Below are 21624 nucleotides of genomic sequence, written 5' to 3' on the forward strand. Positions count from 1 at the left end.
AAAGGCCAGCCAGGTGCTGGCGCCGCGGGCATGGCGCCATGGTCCTGCAGCAGCGGTCCGACTGGCAACCGTCATGGTGTTGTCGGGAGCTCATCTCGTTGAGCGGTGCCGGGGCTCCTCACGCTCCAGCAGCCGTGCCGGAGTCGTGAGGAGCAGCCTGTCCAGCTGGGCTGTCAGATCTCGCCGTCCGTGCGCACCTGCAGGGTGACGATGGTGTTCGTCGTACCGGTGTTGGTGGCGCAGAGCGAGTAGTAGCCGGGGCCGGGGAAGTTCCCCCAGACCGAGCGGAACTCCGCCGCGTACTGGTTGGCACGCGAGGGGGTGCTGTTGATGACGGTCCCGCTCCGCAGCACCTTGAACTTCGCTCCGGCGGCGGTCGCGGTCCCGTCGGCCCGGGCCTGGTAGGCGGCGTACTGCTGCACGCAGGCGGTCTGGCCGGGTGCCAGGCCGACCGTGTTGAACGTGCTGGCGGAGGCCGAGGTGGCGCCGGCGATGGCGGATGCCGCGGCAACGGACACGGCTGCGAGGCTGGCAAGGCGGGTGAATGTGGACATGGGAACTCTCCTTCTCGAAGCCCGAGTGGTGTCGACGGGCTGGTCTCGTCCTGGTGTCGGGATCTGGTCCCGGTGACGTGCTCGAAAGGTAGGTCCGCGGTCCGCTCACCAGACAGGCCACATCGCGCCCAGATGGCTACCACCTGCCGCCATTCCGCCGAGGTCGGCAATGAGTGCAGGCCGCCGCGCCAGTAGTCCGATCTTGCGGTTCGGGATGCCTGGTCGGTCCGGTCAGCTGGGGTGGAGGGTCTCTCCTCGCGCGAGCATGGCGACGAACTGCTCGATGCGTCGCCGTCGGGTCTCGGCACGCTTCGCGGTCTCGATGCGGTAGAGGATCGAGTAGCGGTTTCGGCTGTTGAGGTTCTCGAACGTCGCCCGCGCAGCGGGGGTGGCGTCGAGGGCTGCGGCAAGATCGTTCGGCACCATGATGCTCGCCGGTCCGGCGTATGCCGCCTGCCAACGGCCGTCGGCCCTGGCGCGCTCCACTGCGGCGAGTCCCCAAGCCCTCATGCGCCCTTCCGCCATCAGCCGCTCGGCGATCGCGACGTTCCGCTTCGACCATCCGCTTCGCGCAGTGCGAGGCGTGAATCGCTGTTGGTAGCAGTACTCGTCGCCGCCGCGGATCTGCCCGTCGATCCATCCGTGGCACAGCGCTTCCTCGAGCGCCTCGGTGTAGGTGAGGCTCGTGGGGGTGGAAGCGCCCTTCTTGGCCAAGGTCAGCCACACACCGCGGTCGTCGCCGTGGTGCTCCTGGAGCCACGCGCTCCACGCGCCTGCGTCCGGCACCGTCACGGTGAACAGCTCGTCACTCACGCGTCCAACCATGGCACGGGCGCCACAGGCGCAGGTGTGGTCGACCCCGCCCGACACGGCCCGGCTCACGCACGCGCTCTCAGCGGACATTCACAGCCCCGGAGTACCGTCTGCCCGGCAAGCAGCGAGGGACCGTGGAGGACACGTGTCGAACAGACTGGCCGGATGGGTCATCGCCTCCGCCCTCGTGCTGCTCAGCGGGTGCGGGGCGGCAGAGCCGTCGGCGCCTGTCGCACCTGTCACCTTCGCCAGTGTTACGCCTGCGACGGTGACCAAGCTGCTCGTGTTCGTCGTCGAGAACCACTCGCTGGACCAGATGCGTGCAACCATGCCCTACACGGCGGCGTTGGGCAAGGAGTTCGCTGTCGCGACGAACTACCGGGCGGTGGCCCACCCCTCGCTGCCGAACTACCTGGCGATGACGGGGGGCAGCACGTTCGGTGTGACTGACGACGGCCCGCCGTCCAGCCACACGACCGACCAGCCATCCGTCTTCGGTCAGGCGTTGTCGCTGGGGAGGACGGCGAAGGTATACGCCGAGGGAATGCCCGGCAACTGCGCCACGGAGAACTCCGGAGAGTACGCCGTGAAGCACAATCCATGGGCCTACTACCTGAACGAGCGCTCCTCCTGCGCCCAGTTCGACGTGCCGATCACCGAGCTGAGCAAGGATGTCACCGCCGCAAGGCTGCCCAACGCCGGCATGGTGATCCCCGATCTGTGCAACGACGCCCACAACTGCGATCTCTCGGTCGCCGACCGCTGGCTGCGGACCCAGATCGAGATGGTCACGTCCGGTCCGGACTGGCGGGCCGGTCATCTCGCGATCGTGGTGACCGCCGACGAGGATGACCACCAGCAGGACAACCTCGTCCTGACTGCCGTGGCGCACCCGTCGATGCACGGAGCCATCGTCACCGCGCCGCTGACCCACTACTCGCTCGCGCGCCTCTACAGCGAGGTCCTCGCTGCACCGCCACTCGGTGAGGCGGCCACTGCCACATCGATGGCCACGGCCTTCGGACTGGATCTGTCAGGCCGCTGAGGCGTCCGACCGCCGCTCCCGACATGTTCCGCACGAACAGATCCCTGTCGTGACGGAGCTGCCTCTGCCGCCGGGTGCGTCACCAGTGGACGACGACTTTGGTGCCGACCGGAGCCGTGTTGTAGAGCGTCTTGAGCAGGGTGAGGTTGCGGACGTTGACGCACCCGTGCGACGAGCCGTTGTAGCCGTTGAGGGCGAAGTCCGCTGAGTAGTGGATCGCCTGGCCACCGCTGAAGAACATCGAGTACGGCATGGCGGTGTGGTAGATGTTCGACACGACGTCGATCTTCTTGAAGGTGATGGCGAAGACACCCTCACGGGTCGGCTGGGCCTCGTTGCCGAAGCGGACGTCCATCGAGTACTGCGGTGTGCCGTCGATGACCCAGGTGAGCGAACGGGTCGACTTGCTGATGCAGATGACCCGCCCCGTCATGCAGCGTTGGTCGACGTCCCAGCTCGAGACACCGGGCTCCGCCGGTGTCGGGTCGATGTTCGCGAGCTCGTCACGAGTCGGAGGCCGGGTCATGGACAGGAGCCGGTCGTAGGTGCGCTGGTCGGCGATACCCGTCACCGGGAAGCCGCGCTTGGCCTGGAAGCCGCGGACAGCCTCGGTGGTGCGCGAGCCGTAGTAGTCGGTGACGTCGCCGTGGAACCAGCCGATCTGCCTCAGTCGTGCCTGCATCGCCCGGACCTTCGCGCCGGAGTCGCCGGGTCGCAGGACGACGGTCTGAGTCGGTGCCTCAGGCTCCGTGGGCGTGCTCGTGGGCGTCGAAGGCGTTCTCGTCGGCGCGCTGGGCGTCGTCGGCGAGGTCGGCGAGGTCGGCGAGGTCGAGGGCACTGACGTCGTGGGGGCAGCGGTGGTCGGGGGTGGCACGGTCGACGAGGTCGTGGCCGGGGCACTGGTCTGGTTGCCACTCGGTTCCGAAGGTGCACAGCCGCCCGCCATCACGACTGCGAGTGCAACGAGGCCCGCGACGCTGCGACGCCGCCCGGAGCGAAACACGCCGTCCGCGTGAGCCCTCATCGTCGACCCTCCTGCCTCCGCTTCCATCGTGTGGCACGCAGCCACACGCATACAGGGGCGAAGGTCCCCGCCGGCCAGCCGAGCGGTCCTACTCCTTCTTCACCGCGGACGCGTCGGCGCAGAGAACTCCTTTGTTGCCGTCCTGGTCGGCCAGCACGGTGAGTGCGGGGGAGTCGCTGTCATCGACGACGGTCCCGCCTGCGGCGACGACCGCAGCGATGCGTTGCTCGACCACCTCGGAGGCCACGTACACCTCGATGTGGAACCGCTGACGCGGGGGCTCGTGCTCGTCGGCGTCACCGAACCACAGGTTGGGCACGCGCACCGTCCGGTCACGCACCTCGTCGCTGGGCGAGCCGCGTCCCTGCGACTGGGCGCTCCCGGTGAGCAGGGCAGCCCACACCGGGGCGATGGTCGACGAGCCCGCAGTGTCGAGGCCGAGCTCCATCTCGCTGACGGAGGCCGGGTCGGCCTCGAGGCCCTTCTCGGCGGCGATCTCGGTGACCCGGCGCGCGAGGTCGACGTCCTGCTGGGTCACCCACTCCACGACGTACTCGGTGCCGTCGTCGTCGCGGTAGATGGCGTCGTCGCTGACCAGCTCGAGGTCGACGTGCCCGTGACCCAGTGACACGCGCGGGTGGTGGCCGACCGCGTCACCCGCCTCGCCCACCGCGGCGAGGAACCGCACTGCCGTGCCGAAGTCGTCGACCAGATAGCGGGCGTGCAGCCCCTGGGCGAGCTTGCGCCAGTCGTTCAGTCCGGCCTCGGCGATCTGTGCGCCCCTGAGCATGTCCATGCTCGGCGACCCTAGCCCTGTTGGAGCCTCGGAAACGTGATCTCAGGGCGCGGACCTCGGTGGAGCCAGCGCTGGTTCGAGCCCTGTCGACCCGGTCACGTCGGTCGCGACTGGGTCTCACGCCGGCTCGACCAGCTTCACCATGACGCAGTTCTTCAGCCCCTTGGGCCGGTCGTAGGTGAAGCCGAGCCGCTCGTAGAGCCGGCGCGTGCCGTTGTAGAGGAACGACGACGACATCTTCTTGGTCTGGTCGGTCAGGTCGTGCGGGTAGCTCTCCACCAGCCCGCCGCCGGCCTGCGCGATGAGGTCGAGTGCGCCGGTGATCGCCAGCTCGGTCACGCCGTGCCGCCGGTGGCGCTTGTCGACGAAGACGCACGTGATCCGGTAGTCGGGGTCCGCGGTCTTGGTGGCGTCGTACTCCTTGCGGTGGTGCACGCTGGGCAGCTCCACGGGAGTGCCGAACTCGGCCCACGCGATGGCCTCGTCACCGTCCATCACCAGCGCGGCATGCGCCTCGCCCTTCTCGACGTAGGCCTTCTTCAGCGCTCGGTTGGCCTCGGGTCCCTGGCCGCGCTCGGGCCCGGCCGGGTGGAACCAGATGCACCAGCAGCCACCGAAGATGCCGTTGTGCCGCTGCACCAGCGCATCGAAGGCGGGCCAGGTCTCCGAGCTGAGCGGCGCGATGGTGTAGTGCGACTCGGTGGCCATGTCGCACCATATCGCCGTCAGTCGCCGTGGCCGGTGCCCGTCAACTGGTGTACTTGTCGGATGGACGCCGCCGAGCTCGAGTGGATCGGGTGGACGACACCGATCACCACCTCGCTGGGTGCAGCGGTGGCGGCCTCGGACTTCGGCGGTGCCACCGTGGCCTGCCGACAGCACATCCTGGCTGACACGATCCCGATCTTCACGCCGTTCGTCGAGGCAGGTGCCCGGGTGCGGCTGGCGCCGTGCAACCCCGACAGCACCGATGACCGGACCGTCGCCCACCTGCGGTCGATCGGCGTCGAGGTGCAGGCCCGATCAGGGATGAGCGTCGGCGAGATGGAGGAGTCGCTCGCGTGGCTCGTCAGCGAACCGTCAGATGCCTTGTGCGACATGGGCGGTGACCTGATCGCCGCAGCCGCTGCCGCCGGCCACCGGCCCACAGGGGCACTCGAGGCGACGACCACCGGGCTGCATCGGCTCGACGGGCTGGAGCTCCCGTTCCCCGTGCTCGACTGGAACGGCATCGCGCTCAAGAACCTGATCCACAACCGTCACCACGTCGGTGTCGAGACGTGGCCCGCCTTCACCTCCATCACCGGTCTGGCACTCTACGGCCGCGAGGTCGTCGTGGTCGGGTTCGGACCGGTGGGTCAGGGCGTCGCCGCTCGCGCCCGCGATCTCGGAGCCGTCGTGACCGTCGTGGATCTCGATCCGGTCCGCCTCGTCCAGGCGCGGCACGACGGATGTCGTGTGGCCGAGATGTCCACGGCGCTGCGCACGGCAAGCGTGGTCGTCACAGCCACGGGTTTCGACGGCGTGCTGGGGGAGCAGCAGCTGTCGCAGGTCGCCGAGGGTGCGATCCTCGTCAACGTCGGCCACAGTGACCGTGAGATCGACGTCGACTGGCTCGACCGTCATCCGATCACCCCGATCCGACGGCATCTCGATCGTTACGAGATCGACGGTGGCCCGGTCTACCTGCTCAACCGCGGCAGCCTGGTCAACCTCGCGACCGGTCTCGGGATCGCTGCTCCCCAGCTGTTCGACCCGTTCGCGGCCGTCATGCTGCTCGGGCTCGATGCCATCCTCAGCGGGCAGGCGGACAACCTGCCGAACGGCCTGCAGCCCTACCCGCAACATCTGGAGGCGCGCATCGCGCGAGCCCTCGCCAGCGGCACCACGTGACCACGTCGCTGGAGTTCTCGAGGGACCGTTCGGGGCCTCTCGATCTCGCGTGGACAGAACATCACCCTCTGGCTAGTTTGGGCTGATCGTCGTGCGGGGGCGCGCTGCCCCCTCGGACCGATCGAGAGGGTTTCGCCATGCCTCGTTGCCTGCACCTGAACCTGCTTGCCAGCCCGTCTCGGAGGGCCTGACGTGTCCGGCGGCGGCCCGGAGCTGAAGAAGGCCCTCAGCCAGCGTCAGCTGACGATGATCGCCATGGGCGGCGTCATCGGGGCGGGCCTGTTCGTCGGGTCCGGCACGGTCATCAAGGCCACCGGCCCGGCAGCCTTCCTCACCTACGCCCTGTGCGGCGTCCTCATCATCATGGTGATGCGGATGCTCGCCGAGATGGCGGTGGCGAACCCCTCGACCGGCTCCTTCGCCGACTACTCGCGCAAGGCGCTCGGGGACTGGGCAGGCTTCTCCGTCGGCTGGCTCTACTGGTACTTCTGGGTCATCGTCGTCGGCTTCGAAGCCGTCGCGGGGGCCAAGGTCATCAACTTCTGGTTCCCCGGCGTGCCGACATGGGTGCTCAGCCTCGTCCTCATGCTCCTCATGACGGGCACCAACCTCATCTCGGTCTCCTCGTTCGGTGAGTTCGAGTTCTGGTTCGCCGGCATCAAGGTGGCGGCGATCATCGTCTTCCTCGTCTGCGGAGGACTCTTCGTCTTCGGCATCTGGCCCAACGCCGACCTCGACTTCAGCAACCTCACCGCCCACGGTGGCTTCTTCCCCAACGGCGGCATCGCGGTGACAGCAGGGGTCGTCACGGTGATCTTCTCGATGGTCGGGGCCGAGATCGCGACCATCGCGGCCGCCGAGTCCAACGACCCCGAGCGGGCCGTCTCCAAGGCCGCCAACTCGGTCATCACGCGCATCGCGATCTTCTTCGTCGGCTCGATCTTCCTGCTCACGGTCATCCTGCCGTGGAACTCCTCCACGCTGGAGGCGTCACCGTACGTCGCCGCCTTCGAGCAGATGGGCATCCCCTATGCCGCTGACGTCATGAACGCGGTCGTGCTCACCGCGGTCCTGTCGTGCCTCAACTCCGGCCTCTACACGGCGTCGCGGATGCTGTTCGTGCTGTCCGCGCGCCGTGAGGCTCCCGCCTCGATGGTGTCGGTCAACTCCCGCGGCGTGCCCGTCGTCGCGATCCTCGCCTCGTCGGTCGTCGGCTTCCTCGCGGTCATCATGGCGGCCGTCTCGCCCGACACCGTCTTCTCGTTCCTGCTCAACTCCTCCGGCGCGGTCATCCTCTTCGTCTACCTGCTCATCGCCATCTCGCAGATCATCCTGCGGTACCGCACCGACGCGTCGACGCTCAAGGTGAAGATGTGGCTCTTCCCGGTGCTCTCGATCGTCACGGCTCTGGGCATCGTGCTCGTGCTGGTCCAGATGGGCCTCACCGAGGACGTGCGCATCCAGCTCGTCCTCAGCCTGCTGTCCTTCGGGGTGGTGCTCGTCCTGTTCTTCATCAACAAGGCCCGCATCGCCCGGCTCCCGGAGCGGGTCGCGCCGCAGCACACGGGCGATGCCCGGCGTGTGCTCGTGCTCGCCAACCAGACCCTGGAGTCCGACGAGCTCATCGCCGAGCTCCAGCGCATCGACGCCCAGGGCGCCGCCACCTACTACGTATGCGTGCCGGCCAGTCCCGTCGAGACGGGCACCGCCGCGACCCATGGCGCCGTCTCCGTCAGGGACGCGACGACCGAGGCTGCGCAGCGACGGCTGGACCGGACGCTCGAGTCCCTCACGGCTCACCATCTCGAGGCGACCGGCGGTGTCGGAGACCAGCGACCGCTGCGGGCTCTGCGGGCGGCGGTGACGGAGTTCGACCCCGACCAGATCGTCATCGTGACGCTCCCTGCCGCCGACTCGATCTGGCAGCGCTTCGAGGTCGTCGACCGCGCAGCCGAGCTCGGCCTGCCGGTCACGCACGTCGAGGCCGCCTCCCTCGTGCCCGCGGTGTGAGTGATGACGATCGTCGTCGCCTACACGGCCCAGGACAGCGGTAGGTCCGCCCTCGAGCTGGCGAGCGTCCTGTCGCGCTCGACCGGCGAACCGCTCCTCGTCGCAGTCGTCGTCACGACGCCCCACGCGGCAGGGGCCCCGGAGTTCGTCGACGGCAACTACCTCGGCCCGATGACCGACTGGGGGAGCTCCGTGCTCGACCAGGCCCGGGCCAACCTGCCGGGGGACATCGCTGCGACCTTCGTGGTGCGCCAGGCGTCGTCCATCCCCCGAGGGCTGCTCGAGCTCGCGGAGGAGAGCGGGGCCTCGGCCGTCGTCCTCGGCTCGTCGAGCAAGGGGTCGCTCGGCCGGATCTCCCTCGGCAGCGTCACGGACCGGCTCGTCCACTCGGCCCCGCTGCCCGTGGTCCTCGCTCCGCTCGGCTACCGCGCCGGGCCGGCCTCGCGCATCCGCCGGGTCAGCATCGGCTACGGAGGGTCGAAGGACCTCGCCCACACCGCCGAGGCCGGGGCGGGGCTCGCCGAGACGGTCGGCGCGAGCCTTCGGGTCGTGTCCTTCGCCGTCCGGCCGCCCAAGAGGCTCTACGGAGGCGTCGAGGAGTCCGCCGACGAGCTGGTCGTCGACCGCTGGGTGGTCCGCATGAAGGAGGAGCTCGTCACACAGCTGACGGCAGCGGACGCCGGCCGGCTCGGTGACCGGCTCGCGCGGTCGCTCGTCGTGGCTGAAGGGGCGACGTGGAGCCAGGCGGTCTGGGGCGTCGACTGGAACGACGGTGACCTCCTCGTCGTCGGTCCCAGCTCGTCAGCTCCCGCCGCGCGCCTGTTCCTCGGCTCCCGGGCCTCCAAGATCGTCCGGTCGGCGCCGGTTCCCGTCTATCTGGTCCCTTCCTCCAGGTCCCACTGATCCCCACCGGGTCCTCCGGAGCCAAGCCACGTTCTGCTGAGATCCGTTGCAGCACAGTGGGCTCCGCCGACGCGTCCTCCGCGGGGCACGCGGACCGGGCCCGACGGCATACGCCATCGGAGCCCGGGTCAGCGCGGCGCCGCGACCGAGGCGGCTCAGGGCTGAGCGGGCGGCAGGAGCGGGACGAGGGCGTCGAACATCCGGTCCCGCGCCGCTCCGTCGGGTCCGCCGAACGTCAGTCCGAACTGCAGGTCGGACGACAGGGTCACCTGCACGACCCCCGGCGCGACCTCACGGACGATCGCCGTGACCTTCTCGCCCGTGGCGAGCACCAGTCTGCCCGCCGTGAAGACGTAGATCCCGGTCGCGTGGTCCGCCGAGAGGTGCTGCATCCCCGTGCGCCGCGCGGCCTCCTCGAGCGCGGCGACCGCCTGCGCCGGGCTTGCCGCGAAGGCCGCCGACCGGTCGTCAGTCGTGTTCATCCGACCACTTCCTCGGGCTCCGGGGAGCGTCTACGAGCTCACTGCTGGACACCTCGAGACTAGCGAGCGGTCCTGGCCCGCGGAGCACTTCCGCGTGGGCGCAGACGCAAACCGGGCGGCATGCCCCGTCGCCACTGCTCCTTCGAGGGGCCGTATGCCGTGTGGCCGGGTGTGCCGTCGGGCTCGCCTCGCGAGGTCAGCGCGGGTGGTCGACGAGGCAGAGCTCGTTGCCGTCAGGGTCGGCGAGCACCACCCACGGCACGTCGCCCTGGCCGATGTCGACCCTCGTTGCGCCGCGGGCGAGGAGCCGGTCGACCTCCAGCTCGAGGCTCGTGCCGGCTGGCGCGAGGTGCAGGTGCATCCGGTTCTTGCCCGTCTTCGGTCGCACGGGTGGACCGCCCCAGGCGATCTTGGTGCCGCCGGCGGGAGACTGGACCGCCGTCTCCTCGTCCTGGTCCCACAACAGCGGCCAGCCCAGGGCGTCGCTCCAGAAGAGGCCGACCTCGCGCGTGCCGTCGCAGGCCAGCTCGCCCAGGAAGCCGCAACCCGCGAGGAAGGCGTTGCCCGGCTCGATGACGCAGAGCTCGTTGCCCTCTGGGTCGGCGAGGACGACGTGCCCCTCCTCCGGACGCTGTCCGACATCGAGGTGCCGGCCACCCAGCTCGAGGGCGCGTGACACCGTCGCCCGCTGGTCGTCCGCGGAGCTGCTCGTCAGGTGGAGATGCATCTGGTTGGGGCCAGCCTTCGGCGTCGACGTCGGGCGGAACACGATGTCGAACTCCACGCCGGTGCTCGGCTTGATCGTCACACCGTCATCGCCGATCTCACGCCGTAGCAGGCCCGCCCAGAACTCGGTGAGCCGTCGGGGGTCGTTCGCGTCGATGCAGAGGGCGCCCAGTCGAAGCGACATCGGGGCATCTCCGTTCGGTCTGGTGGGCGGGGTGGCCTGCCGTGCGGCAGCTGGAATTCGGGGGCGTTCTGCGCTGCCCCCGGCTCACCCGAGGGTCGAGGTCCTGGCGACGAGCTCGGGGGTGAAGGTGACCTGGGTGTGGACGTGCTTCGGGTTCGTCGCTTCGTCGATCACCAGCTCGGTGGCAGTGCGACCGAGCTCCTGACGTGGCTGGCGCACCGAGGTCAGGGGAACCGCTGCAGCAGAGGCGAACTCGATGTCGTCGTAGCCGACGATGGCGAGGTCCTCCGGCACCAGTCGCCCGCTCCCGATGGTCTGCTGGAGCAGCCCCAGTGCGAGCAGGTCGTTCGCGCAGAAGGCGGCAGTCGGACGGCGCCTCTTGGGCAGTCCGGCGAGGCGCTCGCCGGCTCCCCGGCCCTCGACCACCGTGAGCGCCGCCGTCGAGATCAGGTGCAGCGACTCGGCCGGGAGGCCGGCGTCCGACCACGCCTCCTGAGCTCCCTGCCAACGGTCACGCACCTGCCCGATGCTGAGGGGGCCGCCGATGAAGGCGACCTGCGTGTGTCCCCGGTCGATGAGGTGCTCGACGGCCAGGCGCCCGCCCAGCACGTCGTCGACCGCGACGGAGCACAGGTCGAGACCCTGCTGGGTGCGGTCGACGACGACGAGGGGAGTGCCGCGTCCGACCACGTCGCGCAGGTGCTCGGCGTCGGGGTCGACCGGAGTGATGAGGATGCCCTGCACCCGCTGCTGCTGGAGCAGATCGAGGTAGGCACGCTCACGGTCGGCGTTGTTGCTGCTGTTGCAGATGAAGAGCCAGAGGTCGGCGAGCCCGGCCGACAGCTCGACGCCCTGGGCGACGTCGGTGAAGAAGGGGTTCGCGGCGTCGAGCACGACGTAGGCGACGACGCGGCTGTGCCCGGCGCGCAGCTGGCGCGCCGACTCGTTGCGCACGAACCCCAGCTCGCGCATCGCGGTCTCGACCTTGACCCGCGTCGGCTCGCTGACGCGGTCGGGGCGGTTCAGCACGTTGGACACGGTTCCGAGCGACACGCCCGCACGGGCCGCCACGTCCTTGACGCCGACGGAGCGCGACGACGGGTTCACCGTCGCCTCCCTGGCCTGTGATTGAAACGAGACACAACCGGATTCTATCCACGGTCAAAGGGTTGACAGCCGTCACGACGCTCCCTAGATTATCGCCAGTTGAAACCTTTCAAAGATGCAAGGAAGCCATGGACACCGTCTCACCGGAGAGCGCAGCGCCTCCGACCCTGACGTTGCGTGACGTCGCCAAGTCCTTCGGGCAGGTGGTCGCCCTGCGGTCGGCCACGCTCGTGGCCCACCCCGGCTCCATCCACGCCCTCGTCGGCGAGAACGGCGCGGGCAAGTCGACCCTCATCAAGATCGTCGCGGGAGTGCACCGCCGCGACGGAGGCGACTTCCTCCTCGCCGGAGAGCCTGCCGACTTCGGCTCCACCGCCGAGTCGAAGGCCGCGGGCGTCGCCGTCATCTACCAGGAGCCCACGCTCTTCCCCGACCTGTCGGTGACGGAGAACATCTTCATGGGCCGCCAGATCCTCGGCGCCGGTCGCCGGATCGACCGGGCGGCCATGCACGCCGAGGCCGCCCGGCTCTTCGCGGGCCTCGGGGTGCACATCGACCCCCGTCGTCCCGCGCTCGGCCTGTCGATCGCGGACCAGCAGATCATCGAGATCGCCAAGGCGATCTCGCTCGACGCCCGCCTGCTCATCATGGACGAGCCCACCGCGGCCCTCAGCGGGGTCGAGGTGGAGCGGCTCTTCGCCGTCGCTCGCCGGCTGCGCGACGAGGGTCGGGCCATCGTCTTCATCTCGCACCGCTTCGACGAGGTCTTCGACCTCTGCGACACCGTGACCGTCATGCGCGACGGTGAGTACGTCGCTACCCGGCCGATCGCCGGCACGAGCGTCGAGGAGATGGTGGGCCTCATGGTCGGCCGAGAGGTCTCCGACCTCTTCCCCAAGACCCCGGCCGAGATCGGCGACCCGGTGCTCGAGGTCTCGGGCCTGACCGCCAGGGGCGTCTTCCACGACGTGTCCTTCACCGTGCGGTCCGGCGAGATCGTCGGGCTCGCAGGCCTCGTCGGGGCCGGACGCAGCGAGATCGCACGCGCCGTGTTCGGCGTCGACGGCTACGAGTCGGGCTCTGTGCGCATGAAGGGCCGGGCCGTCTCGCCGCGCGACCCCGGCGCCGCCATCCGGGCCGGGATGGCCTTCGTGCCCGAGGACCGTCGCAAGCAGGGACTCGTCACCGACGCCTCGGTGACCGACAACATCGCGGGCGTCATCCGGGGGAGCCTCGCGAAGCTCGGCCTGCTGACCAAGGGCATGGAGAACCGGGCCGTCGCCCCCTGGGCCGACCGGCTCGAGGTCAAGACGAGCTCGCTCGACATGTTCGCCAAGACGATGAGCGGCGGCAACCAGCAGAAGGTCGTCATCGCCAAGTGGCTCGCGACGAAGCCCACGCTCCTCATCATCGACGAGCCCACCCGTGGCATCGACGTCGGCACCAAGGCCGAGGTGCACCGGCTCCTCTCCGAGCTCGCCGGGCAGGGCATGGCCATCCTCATGATCTCCTCCGAGCTGCCCGAGGTGCTCGGCATGGCCGACCGGGTTCTCGTCGTGTGCGAGGGCCGGCTCACCGCCGACCTGCCGCGTGAGAGCGCCACCCCGCAGGCCGTCATGCACGCCGCAACCCAGACGAGGGAGGTCGCGTCATGACGCCCGCACCGACCCAGGAGCCGACCGTGAGCGTTCCCGACACCCCGACCGAGACGCAGCTGCTCGTCGAGCCCAGCAGCATGTCGCCGCGCCGTCGCGTGCTCGAGGGGCTGCTGCGCTCCCGCGAGTTCTCCATCCTCGTCGTGCTCCTGCTCGTCATTGCCGCAGCGACGATCAAGAACCCCAGCTTCCTGCTGAGCAGCAGCGGGTGGCGCGACCTGCTCCTCACCCCGTCGATGCTCATCCTGCTCGCCGTGGGCCAGGCGGCCGTCATCATCACCCGCAACGTCGACCTGTCTGTGGGCTCGGTGCTCGGCCTCACGGCATACCTCACGGGGCGGTTGTTCATCGACCATCCCGAGCTGCCGATGGTCGCGGTCTTCGTCGCGGCGATCGTCGTCGGAGGGCTGCTCGGCCTCATAAACGGCCTGCTCGTGGCGCTCGCCCGCGTCCCCGCCCTCGTCATCACCCTCGGCACGCTCTACATCTACCGGGGCATCGTGCTCTCGTGGGCGGGCAGCAGCCGCATCAACGCCTCCGACCTGCCCTCCGGCTTCCTCTCCCTCGGCACGGCGCAGGTGCTCACCATCCCGGTGCTCTTCATCGTGGCGGTCGCCGTCCTCGTGGCCGTCGGCTACTACCTCTACACGGCTCGCAGCGGCCGTGAGTTCTACGCGATCGGCTCAGACCCCGACGCGGCCGTGCTCTACGGGCTCAACGTCAGGCGGCGGGTGGTCGGTGCCTTCGTGCTCTCCGGTGCACTCGCCGGACTGGCGGGCGTCGTCTTCGCCGCGCGCTACGGCTCGGTCAGCTCCGACGCGGGCACCGGCATCGAGCTGCAGGCGGTCGCCGCCGTCGTCATCGGCGGCGTCGCGATCTTCGGCGGCAGCGGCACCGTCTGGGGGGCCGCCCTCGGCGCGGTGCTCCTCGTCACCATCAACCGGGCGCTACCGATGCTCGGCATCCCGGACTTCTGGCAGCAGGCGCTCGTGGGCGCGCTCATCCTCAGCGCCATCGTGCTCGACCGGGTGCTCGCAGCCCGCCAGTCACGCCGACTCGTCGAAGCGAGGGACCCGTCATGACCCGCACGTATGCCGCCTACGCCCATCCGCTGTGGCGCCGGCTCCTGCTCAGCCGAGAGGCCGCCGTCGTCGCCCTCGTCATCGGCGTCTCGATGTGGGCCTACGGCAACGTGCCCTACTTCGGCGAGCAGCTGACCCTCAACTACCTCCTGCTCGACGTGACACCGATCCTGCTCATCGCACTGCCGATGACCCTCGTCATCGTCACGGGAGAGATCGACCTCTCGGTCGCGAGCGTCGTCGGCCTCAGCAGCGTGCTCGTCGGGGTGCTGCACGAGGGTGGCTTCTCGATCCCCGTGGCTGCCGCCGTCGCGCTCGTCGTCGGTGCCGTCTGCGGGGCGCTCAACGGCTATCTCGTCGCCCACGTCGGCCTCCCGTCGCTCGCTGTCACGATCGGCACGCTGGCGCTCTACCGCGGCCTGGCGGTCGGGATCCTCGGCACCAAGGCGGTCACCGACTTCCCGGCGGACTGGACGCAGCGCGCGTCCGAGACGATCGGGGACACCGGCATCCCGACCGTCATGCTCCTCTTCCTCGTGCTGGCCGTCGGCTTCGCCCTGCTGCTCCACTTCTCGGCCTTCGGCCGGGGGGTCTACGACATCGGCCTGGGCAGCGAGGCGGCCCTCTTCACCGGCGTCAAGGTGCAGCGGACCAAGTTCATCCTCTTCGTCCTCACCGGCGCGGTCTCCGCCCTCGCCGGCATCTTCTACACGCTGCGCTTCGGCAGCGCCCGCGGAGACAACGCCGCCGGCCTGGAGCTCCAGGTCATCGCGGCCGTGCTCCTCGGGGGAGTGTCCATCTTCGGTGGCCGAGGCAAGCTCGTCGGCGTCATCGCCGGTGTGCTGCTCATCGGCGTGATCTCGAGCGCCCTACGGCTGCAAGGGATCACGGTCAACGTCATCAACATCATCATCGGCCTGCTGCTGGTGGTGTCGGTGGTCTCAACACCTGTCCTGGCGTGGGTCTCCGACGTCGCTGCCAGGCGTAACCGGGGCACCCGCCCCACCAAGACGCCCGCTGGCGTCGGAACCCCTTGAAAGGAAATCGCATGACCTCGATCTCGCGTCGCTCCGCCGTCCTCGGCGTCGCCGCCCTCACCGCAGGCCTCGCCCTCACGGGGTGCACGAAGGCCGCCACCGACTCCGGCACCGCCGGCACCGGTGCGGCCACCGCAGCGGGCAAGCTGAGTGTCGTCTTCATCCCGAAGAACCTCGGCAACCCCTACTTCGACACGAGTGACGCCGGCGGCAAGAAGGCCGTCGAGGCGCTCGGTGGCACCTACTCCGAGGTCGGTCCCCAGCAGGCCAGCCCCGACGGTCAGGTGCAGTACATCAACACCGCCGCACAGCAGCACGTCAGCGCCCTCGTCGTCTCGGCGAACGACCCCAAGGCCATCGGTGATGCCCTCAACCAGGCGCGCAAGGGTGGAACGAAGGTCGTCACCTTCGACTCAGACACCGACGCGCAGTACCGCGACCTCTTCATCAACCAGGCGTCTCCCGAGGGCCTCGCCAAGGTCGAGGTCGACGGCATCACCAAGCAGATCGGCGACTCGGGCGAGATCGCGATCCTGTCGGCGAGCGCCAACGCGACGAACCAGAACGCGTGGATCGACCTCATGAAGAAGGACCTCGCGGCCAACCACCCCAACGTCAAGCTCGTCGACGTCGTCTACGGCAACGACGACGACCAGACCTCCTTCGACAAGACCGCGGCCCTCCTCCAGACCCACCCCAACCTCAAGGGCATCATCTCGCCCACGACGGTCGGGGTCGCCGCTGCCGCCCGCTACCTGTCCACCTCGGACAAGAAGGTCAAGGTCGCCCTCACCGGTCTCGGCACGCCGAACCAGATGCGCGAGTACGTCAAGAACGGCACCGTCAACGAGTTCTACCTCTGGAACCCCGCGGACCTCGGCGCCCTCGCGGCCTACGCGGCCGACGCGCTCGTCAAGGGCAAGATCACGGGCAAGGAGGGCGACACCTTCACCGCAGGCTCGCTCGGCGACTTCAAGGTCGGCGCGAACCAGACCGTCCTGCTCGGCGACCCGTTCGCCTTCAACGCCGGCAACATCGACCAGTTCAAGTTCTGAGCGGTGACCGTCCGGCCGGCGCGCACGTGGCGCCGGCCGGGCGGGACCGGCCATCTGGCCCGGCCCGGCCCGGCCCTGCCCGCCCGCCCGCCCGCCGGACGGCATACCCCCTCACCCACCACACCACCTCGGGAGTGATCGTGCGCGCCTGCTTCCAGCTGCAGGTCCGGCCCGACCGGATCGACGAGTACCGCGCTCGGCACGCCGCGGTCTGGCCCGAGATGCTGCGGGCGCTGGCCGACACCGGCTGGCACAACTACTCCCTCTTCCTCAGGGCCGACGGGCTGCTCATCGGCTACGTCGAGACTCCCTCTCTCGAGGCGGCTGTCGCGGGCATGGCCCGCACCGAGGTCAACGCCCGGTGGCAGGCCGAGATGGCTCCGTTCTTCGAGGAGCTGGACGGGGTGCCGCCCGACCAGGGCTTCCTCCTGCTCGACGAGGTCTTCCACCTCGAGGACCAGCTCGACCCGCTCGACCAGCTTTCGTCCGACCAGCTCCCCTCCGACCCGACGCACACCAGAAGTGATGAGACATGACGACATTCAGCGACATCGCCCCCCAGCTCGAGGGTCAGGCCATCGAGGTCCCGTCGTGGGCCTACGGCAACTCCGGCACCCGCTTCCGCGTGTTCGGCTCGCCGGGCACGCCGCGCACGGTCGAGGAGAAGGTCGCCGACGCCGCCACGGTCCACCGCTTCACGGGGCTCGCGCCGCTGGTCTCGCTGCACATCCCGTGGGACCGCGTCGATGACTTCGGGGCGCTGCGGCGGTATGCGGAGGACCTCGGGATCGGCCTGGGCACGATCAACTCCAACACGTTCCAGGATGAGGACTACAAGCTCGGCGCGCTCACCCACACCGACGCGCGGATCCGTCGCAAGGCGATCGACCACCACTTCGAGTGCATCGACGTCATGGACGCGACGGGCTCGCGCGACCTCAAGATCTGGCTGGCGGAGGGTACGAACTATCCGGGCCAGGGCGACATCCGCGGCCGTCAGGAGCGTCTCGCTGAGAGCCTGCGCACGATCTACGACCGGCTCGGCGACGAGCAGCGGCTCGTGCTCGAGTACAAGTTCTTCGAGCCGGCGTTCTACCACACCGACGTGCCGGACTGGGGCACCTCCTACGCCCACGTCGCGGCGCTGGGGGAGCGGGCGCTCGTGTGTCTCGACACCGGGCACCACGCCCCCGGCACGAACATCGAGTTCATCGTGGCGCAGCTGCTGCGCCTCGGGAAGCTCGGCTCCTTCGACTTCAACAGCCGGTTCTACGCCGACGACGACCTCATCGTCGGGGCGGCCGACCCCTACCAGCTCTTCCGGATCCTCTTCGAGGTCATCCGGGGCGGCGGCTTCGGCCCGGACAGCCCGGTCGCGTTCATGCTCGACCAGTGCCACAACATCGAGGCGAAGATCCCGGGCCAGATCCGCTCGGTGCTCAACGTCCAGGAGATGACGGCGCGGGCGCTGCTCGTCGACACCGACGCGCTGCGCGTCGCGCAGGAGGCGGGCGACGTCCTCGCGGCCAACGAGATCTTCATGGACGCCTTCTACACCGACGTGCGGGCCGACCTCGCGGCCTGGCGTGAGAGCCGCGGGCTGCCGGCCCGCCCCGTGCAGGCCTACCTCAGCAGTGGCTACCAGCAGCAGATCGAAGCGGACCGCGCAGGCGGCACGCAGGCAGGATGGAACTGACCCATGAGCACGTCCCCCAACGACACGACCCCGAACCCGGCGGCCGAGCTGATCGCCCGGTCCAACCGACTCGGAGCCGACCCCAAGAACACCAACTACGCCGGGGGCAACACCTCCGCGAAGGGCACCGTCACCGACCCCGTCACCGGCCGGCCGGTCGAGCTCGTCTGGGTCAAGGGCTCCGGCGGAGACCTCGGCACCCTGACCGAGAGCGGCCTCGCGGTGCTCCGGCTCGACCGGATGCGTGCCCTCGTCGACGTCTACCCCGGAGTCGATCGCGAGGACGAGATGGTCGCCGCGTTCGACTACTGCCTGCATGGCAAGGGCGGCGCCGCCCCCTCGATCGACACGGCGATGCACGGCCTCGTCGACGCCGCGCACGTCGACCACCTGCACCCCGACAGCGGCATCGCCATCGCGACCGCTGCCGACGGGGAGGCCCTGACCGGGGCGATCTTCGGCGACAAGGTGGCCTGGGTGCCGTGGCGCCGCCCGGGCTTCCAGCTCGGTCTCGACATCGCCGCGATCAAGGAGGCGAACCCGCAGGCCGTCGGCTGCATCCTCGGCGGGCACGGCATCACCGCGTGGGGTGACACGAGCGAGGAGGCCGAGGCCAACTCGCTCTGGATCATCGACACGGCAGCCGCCCACATCGCCGAGCACAGCCGCCCCGAGCCCTTCGGCCCCGCCCTGCAGGGGTATGCCGCCCTGCCGCAGCAGGAGCGCCGCGCGCGGGCCGCCGTGCTCGCCCCGACGATCCGCGGCATCGCCTCGCACGACCGGCCCATGGTCGGGCACTTCACCGACTCCGACGTCGTCCTCGACTTCCTCGCCTCGGCCGAGCACCCCCGCCTGGCCGCGCTGGGCACCTCGTGCCCGGACCACTTCCTGCGCACCAAGGTCAAGCCGCTCGTGCTCGACCTGCCGCCGAGCGCCCCGGTCGAAGACTCCGTCGCGCGCCTGCAGGAGCTCGCCGTCGCCTACCGCGAGGACTACCAGGGCTACTACGACCGCAACGCGACCCCTGACTCCCCGGCGATCCGGGGCGCCGACCCGCTCATCGTGCTCGTGCCGGGCGTCGGGATGTTCAGCTACGGCAAGGACAAGCAGACCGCCCGCGTGGCAGGCGAGTTCTACGTCAACGCCATCAACGTCATGCGCGGCGCCGAGGGCCTGTCGACCTACGCGCCGATCGACGAGGAGGAGAAGTTCCGCATCGAGTACTGGGCGCTCGAGGAGGCCAAGCTCCAGCGGATGCCGAAGCCCAAGCCTCTCGCGACCCGCATCGCCCTCGTGACCGGCGCCGCCAGCGGCATCGGCAAGGCCATCGCGACCAAGCTCGCCGCCGAGGGCGCCTGCGTCGTCGTCGCCGACCTCGACCTCGCCAAGGCGCAGGCCGCGGCGGCCGAGATCGGCGGCCCCGACGTCGCGATCGGCGTGCAGGCCGACGTCTCCGACGAGGCCCAGGTCCAGGCCATGGTCGACGCAGCGGTCCTCGCCTTCGGCGGCGTCGACCTCGTCGTCAACAACGCCGGACTCTCGCTCTCGAAGTCGCTGCTCGACACCACGGTCGCCGACTGGGACCTCCAGCACGACGTCATGGCCAAGGGCTCCTTCCTCGTGTCCCGCACTGCCGCAAGGGTGCTCATCGACCAGGGCCTCGGCGGCGACATCATCTACATCTCCTCGAAGAACTCTGTCTTCGCCGGGCCGAACAACATCGCCTACTCCGCGGTCAAGGCCGACCAGGCCCACCAGGTGCGCCTGCTCGCCGCCGAGCTCGGTCAGCACGGAATCAAGGTCAACGGCGTGAACCCCGACGGCGTCGTGCGAGGCTCCGGCATCTTCTCCAGCGGCTGGGGCGCCAACCGCGCGGCCGTCTACGGCGTCGAGGAGGACAAGCTCGGCGAGTTCTACGCCCAACGCACCCTGCTCAAGCGCGAGGTGCTGCCCGAGCACTGCGCCAACGCCGTCTTCGCGCTGTGCGGCCCGGACATGACCCACACCACCGGACTGCACATCCCCGTCGACGCCGGCGTGGCCGCCGCCTTCTTGCGATGACCGAGCTGCGGGTCGCCGCCGTCGACCTGGGCGCCACCAGCGGCCGGGTCATGGCGGCGACCGTGGCGGTCGGCGACGGTGACGACCGACTCGAGATCTCCGAGGTCCACCGCTTCCCCAATGCGCCTGTGTCCGTGGGCGGTTCGTTGCGCTGGGACGTCGTCGGCATCTACCGGGAGGTTCTTGCCGGGTTGAGGGAGGTGGTTCGCACCGGGCCGCTGGACTCCATCGGGATTGACTCGTGGGCCATCGACTACGGCCTGCTCGACCGCGACGGCGAGCTGCTCGGCACTCCCTACAGCTACCGGGACCGTCGCACCGACGGTGTGCTCGAGGAGGTCGCGAAGATCGTGCCGGCCGAGGAGGCCTATGCGATCACCGGTCTCCAGCAGCTGCCCTTCACGACGATCTACCAGCTCGTGGCAGCGCGCGGCTCGGCGGCGCTCGAGGCCGCGACGACGGTGCTGCTGCTGCCTGACCTCCTCGGCTACTGGCTCACCGGGGTGGCCGGCGCCGAGCGCACCAACGCGTCGACGACGGGGCTCTATGACGTCGTCGAACGGGAGTGGTCGGTCGCGCTGGCCGAGCGGGTCGGCATACCGCCGCGGCTGCTGCCGCCGCTGCGCGAGCCGGGCGACAGCATCGGCGAAGTGGCTCCGCAGGTCGCCTCCGAGCTTGCTCTCGATGCGAGCGTGCCTGTCATCGCGGTGGGCTCGCACGACACCGCCTCGGCCGTCGTAGGCGTGCCCGCGGAGGGGGCGTCCTTCGCCTACATCTCCTCCGGCACGTGGTCGCTCGTGGGGCTGGAGCTCGGCGAGCCGGTCCTCACGGCGGCCGCCAGGGCTGCGGACTTCACCAACGAGACCGGCGTCGACGGCACGGTCCGCTTCCTCAAGAACGTCATGGGTCTCTGGGTGCTCTCCGAGTGCCTCCGCGCCTGGCAGACCGAGGGTGAGGTCGCCGATCTCTCGACGGTGCTCGACGGTGCGGCGCAGTCGCCGGGCCTTCGGACAGTGATCGACATCGACGACGACGTCCTGCTCCAACCGAGCACGCAGGCCGACCCGATGCCCCAGCGCGTCGTGGCGCTCGCGCGGCGTGCGGGGGAGCCGGTGCCGGAGAGCCCCGCCGCGCTGACCCGCTGCATCCTCGACTCCTTGGCACTGGCCTACCGTCGCCACGTCCGCACCGCTGGCGAGCTCGCGGACAGCAGCGTCGATGTCGTGCACGTGGTCGGGGGAGGTTCGCAGAACGAGCTGCTCTGCCAGCTCACGGCCGACGCGTGCGGGCTGCCTGTGCTCGCAGGGCCGGCCGAGGCGGCCGCGCTGGGCAACGTCCTCGTCCAGGCCCGGGCGCTCGGGGCAGACCTGCCGGACCTCGCTGCCATGCGGGCACTCGTTCGACGCACGCACGAGCTGCGGCGTCACGAGCCCCGCCACGGCCTCGACTGGGCCGCGGCCGAGGCACGCCTGCACCTCGCGCGCTGAGAGGTCGACCAACC

The 21624-nt window shown here is 69.8% G+C and carries 21 protein-coding genes; 13 read left to right on the top strand and 8 right to left on the bottom strand.

Features of this window, described 5'->3' with window-relative positions; all coding sequences use genetic code 11:
• Positions 1 to 173 precede the first annotated feature (173 nt).
• Both FHX52_RS02760 and FHX52_RS02765 read right to left on the bottom strand, forming a co-directional pair.
• Positions 174 to 554 (bottom strand): hypothetical protein, encoded by a 381-nt coding sequence (locus FHX52_RS02760; RefSeq protein ID WP_141819703.1) that lies wholly within the window; start codon positions 552 to 554, stop codon positions 174 to 176.
• Positions 555 to 785: 231 nt separating this feature from the next.
• Positions 786 to 1367, bottom strand: coding sequence for a YdeI/OmpD-associated family protein (locus FHX52_RS02765; RefSeq protein ID WP_246069583.1), 582 nt, complete (start codon positions 1365 to 1367; stop codon positions 786 to 788).
• Between the two features lie 145 nt (positions 1368 to 1512).
• On the opposite strand from FHX52_RS02765, the gene FHX52_RS02770 reads away from it, so the two are divergent.
• The gene (locus tag FHX52_RS02770) at positions 1513 to 2412 is read left to right on the top strand and encodes an alkaline phosphatase family protein (RefSeq protein ID WP_221630442.1); all 900 of its coding nucleotides are present in this window, start codon (positions 1513 to 1515) and stop codon (positions 2410 to 2412) included.
• Between the two features lie 79 nt (positions 2413 to 2491).
• Here the strand turns inward: FHX52_RS02770 and FHX52_RS24065 are convergent, their stop codons facing one another.
• A complete protein-coding gene (locus FHX52_RS24065; RefSeq protein ID WP_281287995.1) occupies positions 2492 to 3250 on the bottom strand; it encodes a L,D-transpeptidase family protein in 759 nt (252 codons plus the stop codon).
• On the opposite strand from FHX52_RS24065, the gene FHX52_RS24070 reads away from it, so the two are divergent.
• Entirely contained in the window at positions 3162 to 3428 is a 267-nt protein-coding gene (locus FHX52_RS24070; protein ID WP_221630451.1) for a hypothetical protein, read from the top strand. The genes FHX52_RS24065 and FHX52_RS24070 overlap by 89 nt on opposite strands.
• A 96-nt stretch (positions 3429 to 3524) precedes the next feature.
• Here FHX52_RS24070 and FHX52_RS02780 read toward each other — a convergent pair whose 3' ends face one another.
• Positions 3525 to 4232 carry a VOC family protein gene (locus FHX52_RS02780; protein WP_141819707.1) on the bottom strand — a complete coding sequence of 236 codons (708 nt, stop codon included), beginning with the start codon at positions 4230 to 4232 and terminating at the stop codon, positions 3525 to 3527.
• Between the two features lie 117 nt (positions 4233 to 4349).
• Positions 4350 to 4940 carry a GNAT family N-acetyltransferase gene (locus tag FHX52_RS02785; protein ID WP_141819709.1) on the bottom strand — a complete coding sequence of 197 codons (591 nt, stop codon included), beginning with the start codon at positions 4938 to 4940 and terminating at the stop codon, positions 4350 to 4352.
• 60 nt (positions 4941 to 5000) lie between these two features.
• Between FHX52_RS02785 and FHX52_RS02790 the strand changes: the two genes are divergently transcribed.
• The 3 genes from FHX52_RS02790 to FHX52_RS02800 all read left to right on the top strand — a co-directional run bounded on the left by FHX52_RS02790 (position 5001) and on the right by FHX52_RS02800 (position 9038).
• Entirely contained in the window at positions 5001 to 6125 is a 1125-nt protein-coding gene (locus FHX52_RS02790; protein ID WP_141819711.1) for an NAD(P)-dependent oxidoreductase, read from the top strand.
• A 192-nt stretch (positions 6126 to 6317) separates the two neighbouring features.
• On the top strand, positions 6318 to 8135 hold the full coding sequence (locus FHX52_RS02795) for an amino acid permease (protein WP_141819713.1): 1818 nt from the start codon (positions 6318 to 6320) through the stop codon (positions 8133 to 8135).
• Between the two features lie 3 nt (positions 8136 to 8138).
• The gene (locus tag FHX52_RS02800; RefSeq protein WP_141819715.1) at positions 8139 to 9038 is read left to right on the top strand and encodes a universal stress protein; all 900 of its coding nucleotides are present in this window, start codon (positions 8139 to 8141) and stop codon (positions 9036 to 9038) included.
• A gap of 155 nt (positions 9039 to 9193) precedes the next feature.
• Here the strand turns inward: FHX52_RS02800 and FHX52_RS02805 are convergent, their stop codons facing one another.
• From FHX52_RS02805 to FHX52_RS02815, 3 genes are all read right to left on the bottom strand, one after another.
• Entirely contained in the window at positions 9194 to 9520 is a 327-nt protein-coding gene (locus FHX52_RS02805) for a hypothetical protein (protein ID WP_141819717.1), read from the bottom strand.
• A 196-nt stretch (positions 9521 to 9716) separates the two neighbouring features.
• Positions 9717 to 10430: a VOC family protein gene (locus FHX52_RS02810; protein WP_141819719.1), complete on the bottom strand. Its 714-nt coding sequence runs from the start codon at positions 10428 to 10430 to the stop codon at positions 9717 to 9719.
• An 84-nt stretch (positions 10431 to 10514) separates the two neighbouring features.
• Positions 10515 to 11537, bottom strand: coding sequence for a LacI family DNA-binding transcriptional regulator (locus FHX52_RS02815; RefSeq protein WP_141819721.1), 1023 nt, complete (start codon positions 11535 to 11537; stop codon positions 10515 to 10517).
• 128 nt (positions 11538 to 11665) lie between these two features.
• Here FHX52_RS02815 and FHX52_RS02820 point away from each other — a divergent pair, with 128 nt between their 5' ends.
• From FHX52_RS02820 to FHX52_RS02855, 8 genes are all read left to right on the top strand, one after another.
• Complete coding sequence (locus tag FHX52_RS02820; protein ID WP_141819722.1) at positions 11666 to 13192, top strand: sugar ABC transporter ATP-binding protein; 1527 nt, start codon at positions 11666 to 11668, stop codon at positions 13190 to 13192.
• Positions 13193 to 13272: 80 nt separating this feature from the next.
• Complete coding sequence (locus FHX52_RS02825; RefSeq protein ID WP_141821998.1) at positions 13273 to 14274, top strand: ABC transporter permease; 1002 nt, start codon at positions 13273 to 13275, stop codon at positions 14272 to 14274.
• Complete coding sequence (locus tag FHX52_RS02830; RefSeq protein ID WP_141819724.1) at positions 14271 to 15311, top strand: ABC transporter permease; 1041 nt, start codon at positions 14271 to 14273, stop codon at positions 15309 to 15311. The genes FHX52_RS02825 and FHX52_RS02830 overlap by 4 nt, the downstream gene beginning before the upstream one ends.
• An 11-nt stretch (positions 15312 to 15322) precedes the next feature.
• Positions 15323 to 16366 (top strand): rhamnose ABC transporter substrate-binding protein, encoded by a 1044-nt coding sequence (rhaS, locus tag FHX52_RS02835; protein WP_141819726.1) that lies wholly within the window; start codon positions 15323 to 15325, stop codon positions 16364 to 16366.
• A 140-nt stretch (positions 16367 to 16506) separates the two neighbouring features.
• Complete coding sequence (locus FHX52_RS02840) at positions 16507 to 16902, top strand: L-rhamnose mutarotase (protein WP_221630550.1); 396 nt, start codon at positions 16507 to 16509, stop codon at positions 16900 to 16902.
• Positions 16899 to 18062, top strand: coding sequence for an L-rhamnose isomerase (gene rhaI, locus FHX52_RS02845; RefSeq protein ID WP_141819728.1), 1164 nt, complete (start codon positions 16899 to 16901; stop codon positions 18060 to 18062). The genes FHX52_RS02840 and rhaI overlap by 4 nt, the downstream gene beginning before the upstream one ends.
• Positions 18063 to 18065: 3 nt before the next feature.
• Positions 18066 to 20123 (top strand): bifunctional aldolase/short-chain dehydrogenase, encoded by a 2058-nt coding sequence (locus FHX52_RS02850; RefSeq protein ID WP_141819730.1) that lies wholly within the window; start codon positions 18066 to 18068, stop codon positions 20121 to 20123.
• Positions 20120 to 21610, top strand: a complete 1491-nt coding sequence (locus FHX52_RS02855; protein ID WP_141819732.1) for a rhamnulokinase — start codon at positions 20120 to 20122, stop codon at positions 21608 to 21610. Before FHX52_RS02850 ends, FHX52_RS02855 begins: the two co-directional genes overlap by 4 nt.
• Positions 21611 to 21624 lie beyond the last annotated feature (14 nt).

This window comes from Humibacillus xanthopallidus, assembly GCF_006717145.1.
Taxonomy (GTDB): domain Bacteria; phylum Actinomycetota; class Actinomycetes; order Actinomycetales; family Dermatophilaceae; genus Humibacillus; species Humibacillus xanthopallidus.